Genomic DNA, 20,797 nt, shown 5'->3' on the forward strand with positions numbered 1-20,797 from the left:
TTTTGGTCTAAAATCAATAAAAATCAAATTTTCCTTTAAGTACTTGCTGATTAATGCTAATTTTGTATTCTTTTTAAAACTACTTGCTGATTTATTAATTTTTTTATTTTTTATGAAACACTACAAATTTGGTATTCTGCTAATCTTGTTGTCAATAATACGGTTTGGACAAGCCCAAATAATTAATGGATATGGCAAGGTAAGTTCTATAAATATTGATAATACAACAGTTTTATTATCAAATGTATCAGAGACTGGTTCTTCATTTGAGGATGGGAGTCTGGTCGTAATTATGCAGATGCAGGATGATATAATTTCTTCAGTGCAAAACAGTAGTTCTTTTGGAGATTTTTCGAACATTAAAGCTGCTGGTCAATATGAATTTGCTGTTATAGCTTCCCATACTGAGACATCTTCAGTTCCAGCATCAATCGTTTTTACAAAACCACTGAAGAATATATATACTACAGGGCCAAATAGTTCTGTCCAGATTATAACGTTTCCAATGCTTGGCAATCCTGACTATACTTTAACTGGAACACTTTCTCCCAAGGCATGGGATGGTAACACCGGAGGTGTGCTGGCCTTTGGTGTGAATAGAGACTTAATAATGATGGGAAACCTAAATGCTAATGGCATGGGATTTAGGGGAGGGGTAGTGTCTAAAGACTTCTTTGCAGCTATAGGCTGTAACGGCACTGTTTATGCAACGTCAGATGATAGGTTTGGGGGTAAAGGAGAAGGTGTATATAAGAGTATTAATCAGGACTATAATTATGGGAGAGGCAAGATAATTAATGGCGGTGGTGGTGGTGGGAGAGATATTAATGGTGGTGGTGCTGGTGGTGGAAATTATACAAATGGCGGAGCTGCAGGACCGGGATATATATCCACACCAGAAGGGTGTGATCCGGAAGTTGGTGGTCTCGGCGGTCTGGACCTTGCATTATATATTGATAATCACTGCAGAGTATTTATGGGCGGCGGCGGCGGTGGTGGACAACAAAATAATGGCTATTCGTCTCGTGGAGGTAATGGAGGCGGTATAATCATTATCAATTCAAATTCAATAAAAGTTAATGGTTGTGCATCAATTACAGCTAACGGTGAAAATGCTCTTAATGTATTGAATGACGGGGCAGGTGGAGGCGGAGCTGGAGGAACCATAATTATTAATACAAAAGAATGGATATTTAATTCTGCATGTTTAAATGTTGTGGCTAACGGTGGAAACGGAGGGAATGTAAATTTTCATTTAACACATGCAGGAGGAGGAGGTGGTGGTCAGGGTGCTATAATATTTAATGATAAAGCTCTCACTTCAGGAACTGTAGTAACCAAGGCGGGCCTTGGTGGATGTAATCAAACAGGTTGTGCTTCCAAAGCATTTTCTGGGGGAGGAAACTTGAATGATGGAGTGCTTTCACTGAAAGCCTGTGATACGATACTTCCCGTTCAGTTTTTGGATTTTAAACTTTATTATCCTGACAAAGAGTCTGTGCTCCTTAATTGGTCTACTGCCAGCGAAAAAAATAATAGTTTCTTTGAAGTTCAGAAAAGCATTAACGGTATAGACTGGAAAGCTTTAGGGTTAATCAAGGGAGCCGGCAATAGCCAAGGGGTTTTGCATTATGAATATTTAGAGACCAGCGGCTCATCTGGATATTTCAGAATTAAACAAGTGGATTTTAATGGCGATGTTTCTTTCAGTAAAATATTGTATTCAGGAAATATCTTATTTAATAACTTAATGATCAGTCCCAATCCTACCTCTGGAAACGTGCTGATCCAAGGCGTTGATTTGAAAGTAGTTCAGCTGGAAGTCTTTAATTCCTTAGGAGAAGCTGTCACACCTCAACTTAAACAACTTTCCGAAGGTGTTATAATGGAAACTCAAGCATGGCAGTCAGGAATCTATTTTGTTAAGGTAAATAATTTCTTTGAACAAAAGGTATTAAAGCTTATAGTAGAAAACTGAGTTTAAAATTATTTGATTTTAAAAAATAACAGACAATACGCATGTTTTCTTTTTCAAGGACACCACAGTCTCTTTAGGATAAGACTTTCATAGGTTCAATTTCGTTCGTTGTTTTATTGGTTGAATTATTAAAAAAAGAATGAGTCTATAGTGTACCTTAACCAGGATTCGGAATTTTACTTTGCTTTTGAAAATATTCCTCTACTTTAAGAATCAAATTGTTTAAATAATAAGATTGAGAGCTATATCATTCAGGAGTGGAGGATTTATAGAGAAGTGTAATCAAACACTTGGACCTATTAAAATAGCTAGGTCTATTCAAACTTTTTATATTATCATCCTTCTCACAACTACATAGTTAAGGGAGAGGCGATAGTATTTTTTTTCATAGAAGAACTATCCTCTTATTTCTAAAAACAATCATTTGAGCTTGACTGTTAATTTTTTATCCAACAGCACTAGCTATGATAATTTCTTATCGGTTATCGGTCATGACATTGGTCATGATATTTATTCAATTCGTTTTTGTTGATGCGTTTTCCCAGACTGAGAATAAATATTGTATAGTTTATAAGTCCGGTCAATATTGTCCTGAAGAGGGCGATAATCTTTCTGAAAAAATAAAAACCCTAAGAAGCAATCACCAGGAATATATACTTATACAGTTCTTTGAACTTCCAGATGAATCAGTACAGACTCAATTAAAAAATGCAGGCACTACCCTACTGAAGTATGTTCCGAATTTTGCCTATTGGGCTTCATTTAAAAGGGCCCTTACAGACGAAGAGATAAAAAAGTTTAAAATTAGAAGTATTGAAAAAATTTTACCAGAACATAAAATAGACAATAAGCTCAATGATCAAGCGAATAAGGAAAAGCGGACATTTACTGAAGTAGAAGTAACATATTTTCAGAATGCCGATACTATACGTCTTAAGCAATCCTTAGCTAATCTTGGAGCCGAAATTGTAAAAGCATCTCCATTGCAAAATAGCCTTATAGTTAGAATTTCTGGAGGAAGGATTCAGGCATTGGCATCTATTCCTCAGATTTCTTATATCATGCCTGCCCCTCCCAAGCCTGAGCATAGCAATTTTATATCTGTAAATCAGCATAGAAGTAATGTGCTTCAATCTGATTTTGCTGCTCAAAGAGACTTATCAGGAAAAGGACTTACAGTTGGTATCGATGACGAAGGATCGATTGGAATTCATCAGGATCTTAAACCTTTGAGAATTACCAACCTTTCTCCACCAGCTGTTAATAATCACGCAACACATGTAGCGGGTACCACCGGAGGCTCAGGTAATATTGATCCGAGGGCAAAAGGAACTGCGTTTAATGCAAATCTTGTTGCACAAAGTTTTCCGGAGCTGATCAATAATGGTCCTTCCTACTACAAGACATATGGAATGACCATTACAAACAACTCTTATGGTTACCTGTCCTATTGGGGTGTTTACGATAACTCAAGTAATTATACAGATAAAACTCAGGACAATTTATTAAGTCCTGGTCTGCTACATGTGGTTGCTACGCACAATGGTGGTTCTGCAGGGTTTTATACAGTAAGCTCAGGATGGGCTACTGCAAAAAATGTTTTATCAGTGGGGTCTGTAAATGAGCATGATGTAGTTTCCGGATTTTCCGGTAAAGGACCGGTTAATGATGGTAGACTTAAGCCAGAAATAGTCGGGCTTGGTGAATCTGTATATTCAACAGTGCCAGGAAATGGCTACGTTTATATGTCGGGTACAAGTATGGCTTGTCCGGGTGTCACTGGAAGTGTTACGCTCTTATACGAAAGATATCGTCAACTGAAAGGCAGCATACCCAATGCAGATATTATAAAAGCATTGGTTTGTAATACTGCAGATGATCTTGGAAATACCGGGCCTGATTTTTCTTATGGCTTTGGAAGAATAAACTCAAAGAGAGCAGTTGAAGCGTTGGAAGCTAATTTATATTTTGAAAATACTATAAGTCAGGGGCAAAATAGGACACATACCATTAATGTTCCGAGTGGTACGGGTCAGCTTCGCGTCTTATTGTACTGGAAAGATAAAGAAGGTGCAGAGTTTAGCTCCGTAAATCTAGTTAATAACCTTGACTTTCAGATTACAAAGTCTCCTAACACCTATCTGCCATGGGTTTTATCTCCGTCTAATCCGGGAAACCCAGCAGTACGCGGGGTTGATAATCTTAACAACATTGAGCAGATAACTATCGATAAGCCTGATGCTGGAAATTATACTGTTAACATTAAAGGAACGGCTATTCCTTTTGGGCCGCAGAGATATGTTGTTGCCTATGAGTTCTTAAAACCATTTGTTGCGCTGACTTTCCCTTATGGAAACGAGTCGCTTATACCAAATGAGTATACTCAGATTCGCTGGGATGCTTTTGGTACGGGAAATTACACTGTTGAGTACTCAACAAATAACGGGGGGGCCTGGATAAACATAGCATCAAATGTTCCGGCTCAGCAACATTACCAGGATTGGTTTGTACCTTCTGGTCCTGCTGCATTGCTGGTTCGGGTGAGAAGCAGCTCATATTCCAGCCAGAGTTTAAGAAACATTTCTGTTCTGGGTGTTCCTTCAAATCTCAGGGCTTCTAATCCATCTACCGGTGCAATTAAGTTAGAATGGAATCCTGTGCCGGGAGCAAGTTCTTATGATGTTTATTTGTTGGAACCACAGGACAAGGTTATTGAGTTTGAAGGTACATCAACCACTACATCTTATGTTTTTCAGAACAGACCACTAGGCGTTGATAATGAGGTTTGGATGAGTGTAAGGGCCAGAACGGCTTCAGGAATCATTAGTGAAAGAGCTTATGCAATAAACAAATCAGCGATTGAAGTACAGGGCTTGTGTAATGCATCAGGTACAATCACACGCGAGGTCTGGACTTCAGTCGGGGGAACTCTTGTTTCAAATATTCCCTTAAATACTTCCCCTAACCAGACAAGCTCCTTAACGACTTTCGAGGCACCGACAAATTTTGGTGTCAACTACGGACAAAGAATTCGTGGTTCTATCTGCGCACCTTTATCGGGAAATTATATCTTCTGGATTTCAAGCAACGATAACAGTGAGCTTTGGCTAAGCACGGATAATACACCTGCCAATAAAGTAAAAATCGCAAGTGTTACAGGATATACAGCTGTGAGAGAATGGACTAAGTATCCTTCTCAACGCTCCGTATCCATCCCACTTGTAGGAGGAAAAACGTATTATATAGAAGCATTGCATAAACAGGGAGCTAATGCAGATAACCTTGCTGTAGGTTGGCAATTACCTGATGGTACTCTGGAGCGGCCGATTCCGGGAAGTCGTCTCTCTCCTTTTGGCACACCTCAGGCCCCCCCAGTTCAACATGGTTTGTTAGGTACCTATTTTAAAGATGTTAATTTTAATCAGGTAGGATATACAAGAGTAGACTCTGTAGTCAATTTTGATTTTGGAACAAACAACCCTGCTCCTAATATAGGTGCGGATAAATTTTCAATAAGATGGACTGGCCAAGTGGAGCCGGTTTACACTGAGCAATACAGGTTTTATACTACCTCCAATGATGGAGTGAGATTAAAGGTGAATGGTGTTCAGGTAATTAATAATTTTACAGATCATCCGCCCACTGAAAATAGTGGAGTCATCAATCTTGTTTCAGGTCAGAAGTACGATATTGTGCTGGAGTACTTTGAGAATGTAGGTAGTGCAGTAATATCGCTTTCTTGGTCCAGCCCAAGCCAGGCCAAACAAATTATACCTTCTGCCAGATTGACTCCAGCCGACACAGATAGCAAAATCGCTTCTTTTGATTTGCCTTTGAATGCAAGAAATATTGTAGTATATCCTAATCCGGCTGATTACAAATTAAATATTTGGGCTCCAGGTTCAGAGGCTGGAGATGTCCAGCTGGAGATACTCGATATGAATGGAGCACAATTGCTCAGTGAGGAGTTTATTGTAAACGACACAGATTATCCGATTGAGCTGAATATCTCAAATATACCGAGTGGATTTTACATGTTTGTCATTAAAACAAACAGTTTTAAAGAAGTTAGGAAGTTCAGTGTTTTGAGATAAGATAATTGGTGCAGAAGTTTAATTAAAGTTGCCAGTCAGAAGTTTTTGATTGGCAGCTTTTTTACCTAGTATTAATATTATAGTTTCGATATAAAGAATGGCATATCGTTGGTTAATACTTGATCATATAAAAGATATCTGAGAAAATTCTCCGAATAAGCCAACACCTTTTATTATTCATAATATCATTCCTTTTTTTCTATAATTTTTTAAGTTCTTCGATTTTTTTTAGGTTTTAGGTCTCAGTCTTCGATTGGCAGATTTATTATTGATGCCTTCGTTTTAAATGATAGCTGCCATAAAGAGAACTACAATCCATTGACTTTTGTATAAATTATAAGGGAAGTAAAATCTTGAAACCAATAAATCAAGGATTATGGGAAATTTGGTCATGAACAGACTTGATTATGCACGTATTAAAAAGAGCATTATCGATTTAAAGCAATCCAGGGCAATAAGTCCTAAGGAGCTTGAAAAGCTTAATGGAGAGTTAAATGCAGCTCAGATTGTAGATCCGGAAAAGGTGCCAATTGATGTGGTTACTATGAATTCTATAGTCAGAATTTTGTTCCGCAATTCAGGAAAAGTACTTCAGTTTAAAATAGTATATCCGGACGAAGCAAATCTCAAGGAAAATAAAATATCTATCTTTTCGCCCGTTGCCACTGCCTTACTTGGTTATAGAGCTGGCGACGAGGTTGACTGGATAGTTCCTGGCGGAGCTACAAAAATTTTTATTGAAGAAATAATTTATCAACCGGAAGCATCAGGGAATTTTAACCAATGATTAGGAGATTAAAATCTTTTGTATCTGAAGATATTTGGTAAATTCCGCAATCATGGTAGAAACCTGCTGATCCTTGCGGTCCATTTCCATTGCCTCAAGATCTGATTGTTCAATGACTGGCTTTAAGGTATATAGACTTTCGTCCAGTTGTTTGATCATTTCCAGAGAATGCATTTTTTCATCTTCTTCTACTTCATTATTCATTATTTTAAGCATGAAATCCGCTTTAAGATGATCTATGAAAGCGAGCATATCCCATGGGTTATTGGGACGGTTCCAGACAAAGGATATGTTGCATCTTCTACATTTGTATTTATTGAATTTCCATCCCTTTTCATTCACATCCAAAGCCATGTATTTGAGATGTTCATTGCTTGAGCAATGCGGGCAAGATGCATTGTCTTTAACAATGTTTTTCAGAATCTCTCTTTTATTAAGAATACTTTTTCTGGTCTCCGCATGTTCATATATTATACCTGACAAGCGCTCGCATGCCTCTACTACACTTTTAAACTCATCAGACAGAGTGCCTTCTTCAATCATAAGTTCAGCTTTTTTCCTGAAATGATTGGTAAGTTTTATCAGTTCTCTTTCTTTGTCGTTTAATTGGTTCATCAGAATGATGTATTTGAATATGTGAGTATTAAAGATGGGTTATTAAATGATAATATCAAAAAGGAGTGCTTATGAAGTTGACTTTTGCTTTGTTTAAACAAAAAAAGAAGGCGAATGGCCTTCTTTTTTATAAAATATAATACAAATCGTTTAATCAATCATGTAGGGACCATTATCGGCATACTCTTCTTCCAACAATGTAACATTCACAGAGCCGATAACTTTGGCAGGGCTATAAGTAGAGTTTTCATAAGAAGCTATATTCATTTCATAATCAAACTTCAATCTACCAGTGGATTTATTAAATGAGTAATTAGTTATAGAAAGGGTAGAATTAGAGCTTCCAAAATATATATCCGTTCTATAGTATCTGTTATCATAAGTCATGAATTTCAGATATTTTCCATTGCCCAGTGCTTTGTTGTAAGAAAAGTTAATAGTAAGACTCGTTTCTTCAGGTTTCTCTTCAAGCGTGGTAATATAGTTTGAGAAGAGCTCAAAGTAATCGCGTGATTCTTTTGCACTACGTCTTACGAGGCTTATTCCTTTACCTTCAGAATTCAGAGCATAAGATGCATCTTCCTGGGATTCAAAATATTCATAGGCAAAAGTTCCCAGAAGCGTATCTGCTGTTCCGGCTGAGTTAAGTTTATAAATTTTGCCAGAGACACTACCCTCTTTTCTTAAAGCATCTTGGCCGGCGGGACCCGGAACCTCCTTTTTGCTGCAGGCAGAACTAATGATCAAAAGTGTTGCAAAAACTACTGTAAGGAAATCGAATTTTTTCATTTTATACATTATTTAAAAACCTTGAAGTGTACCTGGTTTTAATGAAGAAGGTTACAGATATTATTTCCCATATTTGATTTATTCGATTAACCCGGGCGTGGGGAATGGAAGAAATATTGAGCTTTGACTCGTTTAGGAACCGCACCGATAGGTCTTTGTTCTTTATCGTTCGGGTAAAAAAATTAATATGAACTTATCTCATGAGATGGATTTTATCAGGTTCAATTATTCGCAGTTTTTTTCATTAAACAGACTTTTTGAAGAATTATTTATGGTAAAAAAGATCAATTATGGAGTTAAGAAAGAGATTGTGTCCAGGAAATCTGCAATTCATATTTTATTCAGAATAATACTTAAATATCCTTTTGGCTTCATTATTTTTAAATCGGGAAATATCAAATTCTTTAATTTTAAAATCTTGAATATGAACAAAAGCGTTGTTGTATGCGCTCTGATTTCTGTAATTACATTCTCCTGCCAGAATTCTGTCAAGGATGCAAAACTGGAAAAACCTGCCGGAGATTCTGTTGTTGTTAAAACTCCCTGGAGAAAACCTTCAGGCACTCCGGATCTTCCGCTTTCTGATTCAATGATTACCAGTGCAGGTATCGGCAAGATAATTCTGGGGCAAAAGCTGGATAGCGTTCAGGCAATGTATACTCTGGCAGAAAACTATTTGCTTTGGGATCAATCACCTGCTCTTAAAATCTCACTTACTGACAAACATTGGATCATTGCTGAAACATCCGGGAGTGTTGGAGTCATTAATCATATAAAAACTAATAGCCCGGATATCAAATCCAAAAGTGGATACCATGTGGGACAGTCTTTTTCCGAGATTTCAGATTCTCTAATCATTTTGCCGGAAAATAAGTTAATCTATTTTGCAAGGGAAGGTGTGGCAGCTAGGCCAGAGGAAAAAGATCTGAAAAGAATTTTCGGAAAATCTTTTAACCGAAATGCCTTAATGCAGTCTTCAATTGCCGAATTGGTAATTACTTGCGAAGATTGCTAAAGCAGATAAAATGGAAACAGCTTTTTCTCAGATGAATTATTGGGCGATTATCACAGCCGCCGCGATGTATTTTATCCTTGGTGCAGTCTGGTATTCTCCGGGGCTTTTTGAAGCTGCCTGGTTCAGGAATGTCCGGATTCCCAAAGAAAGTGAGAAAAAATATACGCGTATGACAGCAGGAACATTTGTATTATTATTATTTGCTGCAATTTTTCTGGACTATATAGTTGAGCTTAGCGCAACTAACACTCCGGGAAAAGGAGTTTTTCTTGGCCTCATAACGGGAGCCGGTTTGGTGGGCACGGCCATGAGTACCACCTACCTTTATGAAGGAAAGCCAAGACAGTTATTTTTCATTGATATTGGGTATCACTTGGCTGGTTTCACTCTTATGGGCCTTATATTAGGAGGCTGGCATTAAATCTACTAAGTTTTTCTATTGGATAAAGAAATATTAATTGAGGTTGAAAAGGTGAAAAAGACTTTTAAAAGTCTGGTCGCCGTTAATGATGTTTCCTTTAAGGTCAATGCCGGAGAATATCTCGCTTTGCTTGGTCCGAATGGAGCAGGGAAAACAACCCTCATAGAAATGATCGAAGGGATCCAAAAGCAGGATAAAGGAGAAATTCTTATTCAGGGGAAATCCTGGAATGGCAATGAAGAGGAACTTCACAGAATTATGGGCATATCTTTACAGGAAACACATTTTGTTGACCGGAATTCTGTTGAAGAAACATTAAATCTTTTTTCAAGCTTTTATGGACTTCCAAAATCCCGTGCTCAAGAAATCCTTGAAATTGTTGGTTTAGAAGCAAAGAGAAAAACATATGTAAATCATCTTTCAGGAGGACAAAGACAGAAGCTTGCTCTGGGAGTTGCGTTATTGAACAATCCAAAAGTACTTCTATTGGACGAACCTACTACAGGACTAGATCCTAATGCCAGAAGGGAGATCTGGAATTTGCTGGAAAAGCTGAAACGGACGTCAGGAACAGCAATGATTCTCACTACTCATTATATGGAAGAGGCTCAATATCTTTGTGACAGAATCATTATCATGAATAAGGGAAGTTTTCTGGCTGAAGGAACATTGCCACAACTGATTAAAAGCTATGGAGAAGGGGAAGTCATACAGTTTCTGGTTAACAAACCATTTGGGGAAAGCCTGAAATTGTTACCCTCAGTCAAAAAAGTTTTCTGGGAAAAAAGAGGCACGAAAGGCAAGCTTGTTGTGAGTGACATTACCATTACCTTGCCACATTTTCTTGCTCTGATAGCTAAGGAAAATCTGAAGTTGCTTGAACTAGAAAGCAGAAAGGTAACTTTGGAAGATCTCTTTATATCATTAACCGGAAAGGCACTTAATGAATAATTCATTTGTTCAGCTTGTTTTTTTACAATTCCGCTCTTTTTACAGAGAGCCAGCCATCCTTTTCTGGGCTATTGGTTTTCCTATAATTATGGCGGCTGTTTTGGGTATTGCATTCAGTAACAAAGAAATCAAGAGAACGGTAATGATTCTGGGAAGCGCGGATAGTGCCTCTTTTGAAAAGGAGCTTGGTGCAGATATAGGCATGCCTTCCCGTTTTACATTTATTTATGGAACTAAAAGCCAGGCGGAGCTTGGTATTAAAAGAGGAGAAATTCAATTGTATTTTCTGCCTTCTTCAGACAGAATAACATTTTTTCTTGATCCTTCAAACACTGAAGCTCAAAACACTTATCTGGTTTTAGAAAGGGAATTTCGTCGGGACAACAAAGTGACTAAGAAAATAGTTGTTCAGCCGCTTACTTCTCTTGGAACACGTTACATCGATTTCCTGATACCAGGCCTTATTGCACTTGGCATTCTTAATTCGTGTATCTGGGGCATTAGCTGGACCCTCATCAATTATAGAATTAAGAAGCTATTAAGAAGAATGATTGCGACACCAATGAAGAAATCTTATTTCTTTCTGGCACAGTTCAGCGCCAGAATTTTTATCACCATTGCAGAAGCTGTTTTTCTGTTTCTGTTCGCATGGATATTCTTTAAAGTTCAGATCAGTGGAAGCTTATTGGCGCTGGCAATAGTTTTCTTTTGTGGTGTTATCGCCTTCTCCGGATTAGCTATTCTGGTTTCAAGCAAAACAGCCAATACTGAAGTTGCAAATGGAATCATCAATGCCGTGACCTTACCGATGATGATCTTATCAGGAATATTTTTCAGCTACCATAACTTTCCCGAATGGCTGATCCCGGTTATAAAGATTTTACCGTTAACCATGTTAGCAGACGCATTCAGGAGCATTTTTGTAGAAGGAGCAGGAATAATGGATGTTTTATTGCCATCATTGATATTGTTGGTTGAGGGAATTGTCTTTTATTGGTTAGGCAGGAAGATTTATAGGTGGAATTAAACTAAGAATTTATAGAGGCACCTGCGCTTTTTAGAATTGTCAGCTTTATTTGTCATATTTCTTGAATAGATTTTTAAACTAAATATCCTATGAAAACCGACCTTTATACAAAAGCCATTTTAACAATTATTGCTGTTTGCCTTGTAATCATTGTCATAAAGCATGTAGATATTATCCCAAATGCTCATGCAGAAAATTCTGCTCATGTAGGCTATGATCCGAACTACCGTTTAATCAAAACCAATGCAGATGGCACAATTGATGTGAATATTAAATCTGCATCTTCTTCTATTGATGTTAATTTAGTGAAGGTAAAAACGTATGATCCTGTGGATGTAAACATTAAGAAGGTGGCAGGAAATACCTGCTATGATGCGGTCCCGGTGAAAAATAAATAGTTAATAGTTTGAAATAAATAATTATTGACTAATCGTTATTAGCCAGAACTTTTATTCTTTAGAAAATGAAAAAACTATTTTTATTCCTGTTTGCAGCTGTTGTAATGGGATGTGATGAAAAATCTTTATCTGTTGATTTTATAGAACCTCAGCCAGGGGAAAGCAAGAATGAAAGCGGATTTAATAAAAAATACAGAGGCACTTATAATGGTGCAGATGGAGCGCAATTGTTAATTTATGAGGACAAAATTGTAAAAAGATTAACTCATAATATTCTTTTTTTAAGATATGATGTAGACAGCAACTTTACAGGAAATAAAAATAATGACGTAGAGCTGAAAGTGTATTATGAAAAAGAAAAGCTGAAAGTTTTAAAAATTTCGGGTGATTCTATTTATACTCAATATCAGGCAATAGATACAGTTTTTAAAATTTCTGATAGCCAGCTATGCCGGTCTTTAAAAGGCTCCTATTTTTTGAATTATAAATATGGAGAGAATAACTGGAAAGTTCAAAGACTTGATCTGGAGAAGGATAGATTGTCTGTTAGCATGATTATGCCTCAGGACAGTTTATTTAAGTTGCTGCCGGTTCAGGAAAAAGTTACCTTAAAAAATGATAGTGGTGAAATTATATCGTATCAATTAAAGCCAACCAGAAAAGAGCTTCAAAGATTAATTAAAGATAATGCCTTTGAAGAGCGTGAGGTTTGGATAAAGGAGAGGTAATTTGTGCGAATAATTATTGAGCAAGAGAAAATTTTAACACAAATGGGTTAAAAGAATAGCAGTTTGAGAAGGACCAGTTTATTCGAATAAGTGTGTAGCTTTTCCTAATTGCCTATTCCTCTCTCATTATCTTATTCCTGTGAGACATTCCCCAGTTCTTTATTTCTTCCAAAACCCTGTTTAAGGTTTTTCCATGCTCAGTAATAGCATATTCAACAGCGATGGGCTTGGTTTGATAAACGGTCCTGCTTATAAGCTTATTCATTTCCATGTCCTGAAGCTCCTTTGAAAGCATTCTTGGTGTCACGCCAATTTCCCTGACTAATTCTTTAAACCGTAAAGGCTTTTCTAGTAAAGTCACTAAAATCAACAGTTTCCATTTGCCATTGATCACCTCAAGGGTATCCTGAATTGCCCTTCTGCTAGCTGCGCAAGATTCTTTTGTATGCGTTATTTCCATTCGATATACTTTTTGTAACCGGTATACAATTGGTAACTGATTACGAATGTATAGCATTCTGAGCTAATTTTGAGTTCAATCATCAAAAAATAGCTACAATGAAAAAAGAGAAGATTATTTATTGGGTAACCTCTGTGTTATTGGCATTAATGTTTGCATTCAGCAGCTTTTTGTATTTAACCAAAAATCCAGAGCTTGTGGAAAACTTCAAAAAGCTCGGCTTCCCTGTGTCTTTTATTATGATGCTGGGAACGGCAAAGTTGCTAGCTGCTATTGCATTTATAGTGCCTGTATGGAATCGCGCAAAAGATTGGGCCTATGCCGGTACCAGCTTTGTGCTTATTGGAGCTGTCTGGGTGCATCTGGCTACTCAAACACCTTTTGTAATGCCACTTATAGCTTTGGTCATTACTGCTATTTCTTACTGGGCAGGGATTAAGCTACATTCAAAAGAGAGCCAATAACATAAATTTTTGTTTTATTAGTTTGGCAAATTGGCCGGTCTTTAATTTAGGACAGGCCTTTTTATGATTGAGCTCCATAGTATTCAATTCAATCAGTATTGAATCATACTTTTGTTAGAGAAGTGGTAGCTAATATCCAAAGCTGGTTTCCAGAAACAGGGTTCTATAATAATCATAAAAACAGTTAGTGCTGAAAATTACAAATAGGTGCATATCTATTCTATTGAATCATTATTAAAGCTAAAAGGTGGAGTTGCTATGCACAATTAATGCACATTGAAAAGACAATTGTATTTATTCAGTAATAGTTTTTAATATTTGTTTAATTTTCAAATTGCCTTTTTAAATTTGTATTTTTCTAATTATTGGTTAAACACCTAAAATTGTACTTTATCCGACATAAGTGTTAAATTTGAAAGAATATTGACCATTTTTCTGGATTTTATCTTATTTTTTGAAAGTAAATATTGCATTTTTCATTAACAAGCTATTACCTTTGTCTTAGATAAAAATTGTAAAAAATATGGAACTCACATTGGATATTTTTGAAAGCAAAAAGACTAAGGGAGTTAAAAGTCACATAAACAACCTTGTGGCAATTGCTAAATCAGACGGTAATTTTTCGATGACAGAGAAGAGATTGATTTTCGAGATCGGAAAGAGAAATGGATTAAGTAATGATAAATTAAAAACAATAATTAAATCAGATAAGCCGATCAAATTCAAAGTTCCCAAAACGGATTCTGAAAGATTTGACAGAGTTTATGATTTGGTTGAAATGGCAATAGTAGAAGGAGCTGATAATGAAAATGAAATTTCTGCATGTATTGAGATTGCGGAAAAACTAGGTTTCAGAAAAGCAATTGTAGGAGTATTGGTAAGAAAACTCGCGACAGGAATCACAGGGGAAATGCCGAAAACAAAAGAAGAGTTAAAAGCGGAATGTGCAGACTTTCTTGTCTTTTAATCCTTAAAATTCATCTTGCACCTTATATTTTCGTAATACACTTAGTGTTTATAAAAAGGCCCTCCAGGAGGGCCTTTTTTTTTATAGCAATGAATTTGATCAACAGCAACAATATACACTAGCTCTGTCTTGCTGTTGCTTGAACTGTTGCTTCACTCTTCAGCTTTCCCCTTCAAAATTCTGCTTCACAAAGTTCCCTATTTGCAGCAGCTCCAGCCATGTTACCGGAAGACACTGCATTGGCGACGGAACGCATAAAACTACTGTTGTCCCCACACACAAATACTCCTGGGACTGTGGTTTTTTGCATAGCATCAACCTTAATAAATCCCTGGTCTGTAATTTCACACCCGAGCAAAGCAGGTATGTCAGAATGTTGCTCAAAGGGAAGCCGGACATACAATGCTTTCAGAGGAATAGTGGATCCATCAGTAAAGATTACTTCTTCAAGATATCCCTCTTTATGCTTAACTTCAGCTAGTTCTTTTTCAATAACTGATATGTTATTTTTCTGAAGTTTTTCTGTTTGCTCGGCTGTTAGTTCAGATTTTCCATTTGTTATTAAAGTCAGGTCTTTTGTGAGATTATAGATCAGTTGAGAGAAATGAAAGGCCATATCTCCATTAGATAAAATAGCGGTTTTACTTTCCCGGAATTCATATCCATGGCAATAGGGACAATGGATAACAGAAATACCCCAGCATGCAGAAAATCCGGTTATTGCAGGTAATACATCTCTGATGCCTGTGGCAAAAATCATTTTTTTACTTTTAAAGATATCTCCTGCTTTTGTTTCTATTTGAAATCCATCATCCAGTTTAGTGCCTTTTAGAGCAAAACCTGTATAAAAATTTACGGTTTTATATTGCTCAACCTGCTGCTTAGCAATTGCTGTGATTTCTGCAGGTTTTTTACCATCATGCGTAATGAAGTTATGAGAATGTGGTGTTGTCGCATTACATGGTTTGCCATCATCTATAATAAGTACATTTCTTAAAGATCTTCCTAAGGCCATAGCTGCAGAAAGACCAGAGTAGCTTCCTCCTACTATAATGCAGTCATAATAATCCATCTTCATATTTTTATCTGTTCATGTTGAAACTTTAGAAGTGCTCTTTGATAAAAGATCAAAACACTGGAAAATATAAGACAAATACTTTCAACTTTAAGCTTTTAGCATTCAACTTTATTACAAATATCCCCGGGCTTGCAGATTAAAGAGCTCCGCATACCGACCTTCTTTTTTGAGTAGTTCTTCATGAGAGCCTATTTCCAGAAGCTGGCCGTTTTCTATCACCAGTATTCTGTCTGCCATCCGCACAGTAGAGAACCGATGGCTTATAAGGACAGCAGTTTTACCTTTGGTCAGTTCGGAAAATCTTACAAAAACTTCGTGCTCTGCTCTTGCATCCAATGCTGCTGTTGGTTCATCAAGGATGAGTACCTGAGCGTCTCTCATATAAGCCCTGCCAAGAGCAATTTTCTGCCATTCCCCTCCGGAAAGATCCACGCCCTCTGCAAAACGGCGGCCTATAATTTGTTCATACCCTTTAGGTAGTTTGAGAATAACAGAATCGGCAAGACTTTTAGAAGCAGCATGTTCTATTCTGTAGTTGTTTTCTTTTTGTTCTATTCTTCCCACAGCAATGTTATTTCCTGCTGTCATCTGGAACCTTACAAAATCCTGAAATATAACTCCGATGCCTGATCTTAATTCCAAAACATCATATTCTTTTATATCAAAACCATCAAGAAGAATCCTCCCTTCAGTAGGATCGTATAATCGTGAAAGGAGCTTTACAAGTGTAGTTTTGCCAGCTCCATTTTCACCTACCAGAGCTAATTTTTCACCTGCATTTAATGAAAAATTTAGATTCCTGATTGCCCACTTTTCTGCATGTTTGTATTTAAAGCCGACATTATCGAATTGGAAACCTTGTTGTATAGGATTTGGAAATGGTCTTGGATTGGCAGGGCTTGTGATTTCTGGTTTTAACTCAAAAAAATCAAAGAGATCTTTTAGGTATAAGGAGCCTTCTGCAATGGTTGAAAATCTTGTAAGCATTGACTGAAGCAAGGTTCTTAACTGATTAAAGGAACCTGCCAGGAAAGTAAGGTCGCCAAGAGACAGACTGCCATTTACTGTTCTGATGATAATAAATACATAAGCTCCATAATAGCCAGCGCTGCTTATTGCTGCCAATGCTCCTCCCCACAATGCTCTTTTTGTTGCCAAGGCTTTATTCGCCTTATAGAATTTAGAAGAAAGTTCAGCAAATCGTGATTTCAGAAAATCTGATAAATTAAAGATTTTAACTTCTTTTGCAGTTTCGTCGCTTGCTCCTATATATCGGATATAATCCAGTTCGCGCCTTTCGGGTGTTTGTCCATGAACCAAAGAATATGTTTTTTCATTAAAATGTGCCTCCCCAAGAAATGCAGGGATTACTGCGATTAGCAATAAGAGTATCAGCCAAGGATTAAACAGGATCAGGCCAGCAGAAAGACCAGCAAGGGATATAGCATCCTGCATCTGACTTAGCACTTGGGACATCAGTACGGTGCGGCCAAGTGTTTGTCTTCTTGCACGTTCCAGCTTGTCATAAAATTCAGAATCTTCAAAGTGATTCATATCCAGTTGAGCAGCATGGTCCATTAGCTTCAATGAAGTACTGTTGGCTACCAAGTCACCAAGAAGGCTGTCCAGGAGGGCTATGGCTCTTGAAAGTAAATCGGAGAGGATTGCCAAAGCAAATTCACTTCCAACAAGAATCCAAAGTCTGGTAGTAATCTCTGCCTGATGCCCTGAAATCAAGACAATTTCATCAATTATTTTACGTGCTATTAAAAGCATCAAAAGAGGAATAATCCCTTTAATAATTCTGAGAATACCATTTGAAACAGACATTATGGGGCTGGCCTTCCAAATGATCTTAAAAAAGGGAAGGAGATTTTTTAAAGCTCCATATCGTTCTGTCAGAGATTGGTTATTTTTACCAGATAATGGTTTTCTTAGCATTATATACTTATGTGCTTTTGGGGTATACTATTTATGTCAGGGCAAAGGTAAGCAAGAGAAGGTCATAACGAAAAAAGCCCTTTACAACAGGTGCAAAAGGCTATATTTTTCCCAAAAATGTTTACTATCTTCTGTACCCTTTAAAATTAGTTGTCTGGTTATGCCATGAATCAGCAATCCAGCTCTTGGTTTCAAAGGGATGCTGCAATTCTTTGTTGTCTAAAAATTTGAATGAAATGATTGTATTTTCCCAATCCACTTCATATAGTAGTCAATGGTATCCGCATGCGCTTTAGATTAAAGTATTGTTAAAAATATGGTATGGATGCTTTAGAATTTTTTCAGGTTTTACTTTCTCAGTTATAGTTGTGTGATTATTTTTTCAAAAAGATCTCTATAGAAAGTTTGTTAAATATTAAAGGTACGAGTTTGAAAATGTAGATCAGATACCAAAAATTGACTTCTTTCCTTTTCATGAGGAGCGGCAAAAGAAAAGGAAACGGTCCTTAATTTTACTTATATTAATGTCCAATATTGATAAGAAATGGGAAATACCTGAAGTTAAAAGTATTGTGTGCAGGAGAATTATTTTTATCTGTAATCTGAATGTCTTGATGACCAGTGATATATAGAATTGATCCCATTCATTATTCAAGGATATTTTTAAATCAATAAATAAAGCTAAATTTTCTGCTTTACCTTTGCATATAATTGTAATCCAGATACGTTTATCCGGCAAGTTCTATTCATCCATAAACATATAATTATAGATTATCACTCTATGAAATCCAGGTTCATTCTTTTTTTTCTTTTTCTGTCTTTTATAGCACAAGCACAGGTTAAGATTAGCGTAGGTCAGCCTTATGGCGTAATTGATGCTCAAAACAAATTTTATTTTAACAGAGGTTCGGAAATACTCACTGTTAAGCTTAGAAAGAGGGAAGTTATTATTCAAAAGCTTAATTCTGAAAAATTAGCCTTTGAAAAGATATCCGTTTACAGAGATTTCCCGGAAGGCTTTAATCTCGAACATATAGTCGAGTTTAGTGACAGATATTATATTTTTTATTCTTTATGGGACAGAAAGGCAGAGATGGAACAACTTTTCTACAGAGAAATAGATTTTGATAAGGGTACTCTGAAGCCTGACGAGAAACTTTTAGTTCAGGTTCACGGAAAAGTTTCAGGTGATTTAATTTCAAGAGGCTGGTACAGTTTCAGTGTGGTAAATAAGTTTGATTTAGAATTTTCAAAAAACGATGACAAACTTCTTGTTCATTACCGCCTTAAACCACAGATCAAAAATGACAGCAAAAGCTACGATGTAATAGGAATGCATGTATTTGGCAAAAATTTAGAGAGGGTTTGGGATGAAGAAGTTACCATGCCATATACAGAGAAGAAAATGAATAATCTCGACTATTCAGTAGATAGCCAGGGTAATGCCTATATACTCACAACAGTATATAATGACGAAACCACTAATGAAAAGAAGAGAAATGACAATCAAGCAAACTATCATATTGAACTGCTAAGGATGTCCGGAAAGAATAATAAGATTGTAATAACTCCTGTAACTGTTGGAAGTAAATTTATCAATAAAGTTTATCTCTTTGAAGTTTCGGATTCTTATATGATCTGTGCAGGATTTTATAGCAATTTGCCTTATCGGAATGCTGCTGATGGCATCTTTAGCTTTAAGCTTACTAAAGAAGGCGATTTAGTAGATTCAAGGAATTATGAGATTCCGTTGGAAGTACTGAATATGTACATAAGCGAAAAGGCTCAGAGACGGAATGAGAAAAAGGAAGAGAAAGATAAAGCTGAATTTGAAGACCTTGAATTGAGAGAACTGTTTATTGATGAAAATGGAGGAGTCCTTTTAGTAGGTGAACAGTATTATATTCAGGCTCATACGTACTATAATAGCAATGGAAGCAGTCGTACTTATTATACCTATCATTACAACGATCTCCTTGTAACTAAAATAAATGAAAGCGGTCAGTTAGAATGGATGAAAAAACTGCCTAAGAGACAAACAGGTACATCGGGAAGGGGAAGTATGTCATATAAACACATGGCTGCAGATGGTTCGCATTATTTTCTGTTCCTCGATAATGAAAGAAATCTGGAATTGACACCGGATAGATTTCCTGCAGTTTATCGTGATGGAGCAGAGGGTTTCCTGACAGCATACAAGGTCTCAGACAAAAGCGGAAGTGTTGATAAGGTATCAATAACCAGCACAAGAGATGTTTTGGGATTGCCAGTTTATCAATTTCAGACAAGCAGGATTTTGCCAATAGATAAAAATAGTTTTGTTGTTGAAGTTTATAAGAAAAAAAAGCAGGACGTGCTTATAAGAGTTGATCTGGGAAAGTAAAAGAAAAATTGTTTAAAGGGCCGTAAGGCCCTTTTTGTTTTACTATGGAGAATCGATTGTTCTCTGCACTATATAAGACTTTTGGAAAAAATATTCAAAAGTTGTAAAATTGATAAAAACACCTGGATGAAATTGAAAAGATTATACTTTGTGCCGGTTTTGGCAGCTCTTATATTTATGAGTAAGAATGCATCAGCTCAGCTCAATACTGGAGGAAACGTGAGTGTGAGTTATGATGATGGAGTATATTTTGATGTGGCACCGATTATTGGCTATAAAATTGAAGATCTTAAACTTAACCTGGGCCTTTCACCAATTTTTTCATATAAAAAGCCTTTGAGCTCAACGCAAACAATCCTTTCCGGAGGTGGAAGAATATTCGGTCAGTTCTATTTTCTTGAGAATGCATTTCTGCATGGAGAATTTCAGACACTTAATACTCAAACTTCATCTACCAATGCGGATGGTTCCAAAAACATCAATAGAGTGTGGACTGCAGGTCTTCCTGTAGGTGCAGGGTATGAATACAGAATAAGTGACAAAGCAAGATTTCAGGCATCTGTTCTTTACGATATTTTGCAGGATAAAAGTGCACCGAATAGAATGCCGGTTGTAAGAGGAGGAATTGTTTATGATTTATAAGAACCGTAAGCTCTTATGAATACTTCTTTCTATTCTCCGACTTGCCTGAATAAAAAGTT

Annotated in this window: 18 protein-coding genes; 13 read left to right on the top strand and 5 right to left on the bottom strand. The window is 36.7% G+C overall.

Annotated elements, in window-relative coordinates:
- The first annotated feature begins 112 nt into the window (after positions 1–112).
- The 3 genes from MYP_RS08230 (at position 113) to rnk (ending at position 6,859) form a co-directional block, all read left to right on the top strand.
- Complete coding sequence (locus tag MYP_RS08230; protein WP_156140421.1) at positions 113–1,978, top strand: T9SS type A sorting domain-containing protein; 1,866 nt, start codon at positions 113–115, stop codon at positions 1,976–1,978.
- A gap of 464 nt (positions 1,979–2,442) precedes the next feature.
- Positions 2,443–6,072 (top strand): PA14 domain-containing protein, encoded by a 3,630-nt coding sequence (locus MYP_RS08235; protein ID WP_081990445.1) that lies wholly within the window; start codon positions 2,443–2,445, stop codon positions 6,070–6,072.
- A gap of 376 nt (positions 6,073–6,448) precedes the next feature.
- Positions 6,449–6,859: a nucleoside diphosphate kinase regulator gene (rnk, locus tag MYP_RS08240; RefSeq protein ID WP_045461482.1), complete on the top strand. Its 411-nt coding sequence runs from the start codon at positions 6,449–6,451 to the stop codon at positions 6,857–6,859.
- Here the strand turns inward: rnk and MYP_RS08245 are convergent, their stop codons facing one another.
- On the bottom strand, positions 6,860–7,474 hold the full coding sequence (locus MYP_RS08245; RefSeq protein ID WP_045461485.1) for a hypothetical protein: 615 nt from the start codon (positions 7,472–7,474) through the stop codon (positions 6,860–6,862).
- A gap of 150 nt (positions 7,475–7,624) precedes the next feature.
- Complete coding sequence (locus MYP_RS08250; protein ID WP_156140423.1) at positions 7,625–8,263, bottom strand: hypothetical protein; 639 nt, start codon at positions 8,261–8,263, stop codon at positions 7,625–7,627.
- 187 nt (positions 8,264–8,450) lie between these two features.
- Here MYP_RS08250 and MYP_RS08255 point away from each other — a divergent pair, with 187 nt between their 5' ends.
- From MYP_RS08255 to MYP_RS08280, 6 genes are all read left to right on the top strand, one after another.
- Positions 8,451–9,278 (top strand): hypothetical protein, encoded by an 828-nt coding sequence (locus tag MYP_RS08255; protein WP_045461492.1) that lies wholly within the window; start codon positions 8,451–8,453, stop codon positions 9,276–9,278.
- Between the two features lie 10 nt (positions 9,279–9,288).
- Entirely contained in the window at positions 9,289–9,699 is a 411-nt protein-coding gene (locus tag MYP_RS08260; RefSeq protein WP_045461494.1) for a DUF1761 domain-containing protein, read from the top strand.
- A 51-nt stretch (positions 9,700–9,750) separates the two neighbouring features.
- Positions 9,751–10,650, top strand: coding sequence for an ABC transporter ATP-binding protein (locus tag MYP_RS08265; RefSeq protein WP_197060039.1), 900 nt, complete (start codon positions 9,751–9,753; stop codon positions 10,648–10,650).
- Positions 10,643–11,677, top strand: a complete 1,035-nt coding sequence (locus MYP_RS08270) for an ABC transporter permease (protein WP_045461500.1) — start codon at positions 10,643–10,645, stop codon at positions 11,675–11,677. Before MYP_RS08265 ends, MYP_RS08270 begins: the two co-directional genes overlap by 8 nt.
- Before the next feature lie 89 nt (positions 11,678–11,766).
- On the top strand, positions 11,767–12,075 hold the full coding sequence (locus MYP_RS08275) for a hypothetical protein (RefSeq protein ID WP_045461503.1): 309 nt from the start codon (positions 11,767–11,769) through the stop codon (positions 12,073–12,075).
- Positions 12,076–12,140: 65 nt separating this feature from the next.
- Positions 12,141–12,803 carry a hypothetical protein gene (locus MYP_RS08280; RefSeq protein ID WP_045461506.1) on the top strand — a complete coding sequence of 221 codons (663 nt, stop codon included), beginning with the start codon at positions 12,141–12,143 and terminating at the stop codon, positions 12,801–12,803.
- A 112-nt stretch (positions 12,804–12,915) separates the two neighbouring features.
- Here MYP_RS08280 and MYP_RS08285 read toward each other — a convergent pair whose 3' ends face one another.
- Positions 12,916–13,263 carry a winged helix-turn-helix transcriptional regulator gene (locus MYP_RS08285; protein ID WP_045461509.1) on the bottom strand — a complete coding sequence of 116 codons (348 nt, stop codon included), beginning with the start codon at positions 13,261–13,263 and terminating at the stop codon, positions 12,916–12,918.
- 98 nt (positions 13,264–13,361) lie between these two features.
- On the opposite strand from MYP_RS08285, the gene MYP_RS08290 reads away from it, so the two are divergent.
- Entirely contained in the window at positions 13,362–13,727 is a 366-nt protein-coding gene (locus MYP_RS08290; protein WP_045461512.1) for a DoxX family protein, read from the top strand.
- Positions 13,728–14,250: 523 nt separating this feature from the next.
- Complete coding sequence (locus MYP_RS08295; RefSeq protein ID WP_197060040.1) at positions 14,251–14,694, top strand: TerB family tellurite resistance protein; 444 nt, start codon at positions 14,251–14,253, stop codon at positions 14,692–14,694.
- 172 nt (positions 14,695–14,866) lie between these two features.
- Here the strand turns inward: MYP_RS08295 and MYP_RS08300 are convergent, their stop codons facing one another.
- Positions 14,867–15,772: an NAD(P)/FAD-dependent oxidoreductase gene (locus MYP_RS08300; protein WP_045461514.1), complete on the bottom strand. Its 906-nt coding sequence runs from the start codon at positions 15,770–15,772 to the stop codon at positions 14,867–14,869.
- Between the two features lie 111 nt (positions 15,773–15,883).
- Positions 15,884–17,713: an ABC transporter ATP-binding protein gene (locus MYP_RS08305; RefSeq protein WP_045461515.1), complete on the bottom strand. Its 1,830-nt coding sequence runs from the start codon at positions 17,711–17,713 to the stop codon at positions 15,884–15,886.
- Positions 17,714–18,494: 781 nt separating this feature from the next.
- Here MYP_RS08305 and MYP_RS08310 point away from each other — a divergent pair.
- Positions 18,495–20,096, top strand: a complete 1,602-nt coding sequence (locus MYP_RS08310) for a hypothetical protein (protein WP_045461516.1) — start codon at positions 18,495–18,497, stop codon at positions 20,094–20,096.
- A 126-nt stretch (positions 20,097–20,222) separates the two neighbouring features.
- The gene (locus tag MYP_RS08315) at positions 20,223–20,738 is read left to right on the top strand and encodes a hypothetical protein (protein WP_197060041.1); all 516 of its coding nucleotides are present in this window, start codon (positions 20,223–20,225) and stop codon (positions 20,736–20,738) included.
- Positions 20,739–20,797 lie beyond the last annotated feature (59 nt).

The organism is Sporocytophaga myxococcoides (assembly GCF_000775915.1).
Lineage (GTDB): Bacteria > Bacteroidota > Bacteroidia > Cytophagales > Cytophagaceae > Sporocytophaga > Sporocytophaga myxococcoides_A.

Bases quoted from the DNA above. Each gene is read 5' to 3' on its own strand.
- MYP_RS08230 (WP_156140421.1), top strand. From the start codon at position 113: ATGAAACACTACAAATTTGGTATTCTGCTAATCTTGTTGTCAATAATA.
- MYP_RS08235 (WP_081990445.1), top strand. From the start codon at position 2,443: ATGATAATTTCTTATCGGTTATCGGTCATGACATTGGTCATGATATTT.
- rnk (WP_045461482.1), top strand. From the start codon at position 6,449: ATGGGAAATTTGGTCATGAACAGACTTGATTATGCACGTATTAAAAAG.
- MYP_RS08245 (WP_045461485.1), bottom strand. From the start codon at position 7,474: ATGAACCAATTAAACGACAAAGAAAGAGAACTGATAAAACTTACCAAT.
- MYP_RS08250 (WP_156140423.1), bottom strand. From the start codon at position 8,263: ATGAAAAAATTCGATTTCCTTACAGTAGTTTTTGCAACACTTTTGATC.
- MYP_RS08255 (WP_045461492.1), top strand. From the start codon at position 8,451: ATGAACTTATCTCATGAGATGGATTTTATCAGGTTCAATTATTCGCAG.
- MYP_RS08260 (WP_045461494.1), top strand. From the start codon at position 9,289: ATGGAAACAGCTTTTTCTCAGATGAATTATTGGGCGATTATCACAGCC.
- MYP_RS08270 (WP_045461500.1), top strand. From the start codon at position 10,643: ATGAATAATTCATTTGTTCAGCTTGTTTTTTTACAATTCCGCTCTTTT.
- MYP_RS08275 (WP_045461503.1), top strand. From the start codon at position 11,767: ATGAAAACCGACCTTTATACAAAAGCCATTTTAACAATTATTGCTGTT.
- MYP_RS08280 (WP_045461506.1), top strand. From the start codon at position 12,141: ATGAAAAAACTATTTTTATTCCTGTTTGCAGCTGTTGTAATGGGATGT.
- MYP_RS08285 (WP_045461509.1), bottom strand. From the start codon at position 13,263: ATGGAAATAACGCATACAAAAGAATCTTGCGCAGCTAGCAGAAGGGCA.
- MYP_RS08290 (WP_045461512.1), top strand. From the start codon at position 13,362: ATGAAAAAAGAGAAGATTATTTATTGGGTAACCTCTGTGTTATTGGCA.
- MYP_RS08295 (WP_197060040.1), top strand. From the start codon at position 14,251: ATGGAACTCACATTGGATATTTTTGAAAGCAAAAAGACTAAGGGAGTT.
- MYP_RS08300 (WP_045461514.1), bottom strand. From the start codon at position 15,772: ATGAAGATGGATTATTATGACTGCATTATAGTAGGAGGAAGCTACTCT.
- MYP_RS08305 (WP_045461515.1), bottom strand. From the start codon at position 17,713: ATGCTAAGAAAACCATTATCTGGTAAAAATAACCAATCTCTGACAGAA.
- MYP_RS08310 (WP_045461516.1), top strand. From the start codon at position 18,495: ATGAAATCCAGGTTCATTCTTTTTTTTCTTTTTCTGTCTTTTATAGCA.
- MYP_RS08315 (WP_197060041.1), top strand. From the start codon at position 20,223: ATGAAATTGAAAAGATTATACTTTGTGCCGGTTTTGGCAGCTCTTATA.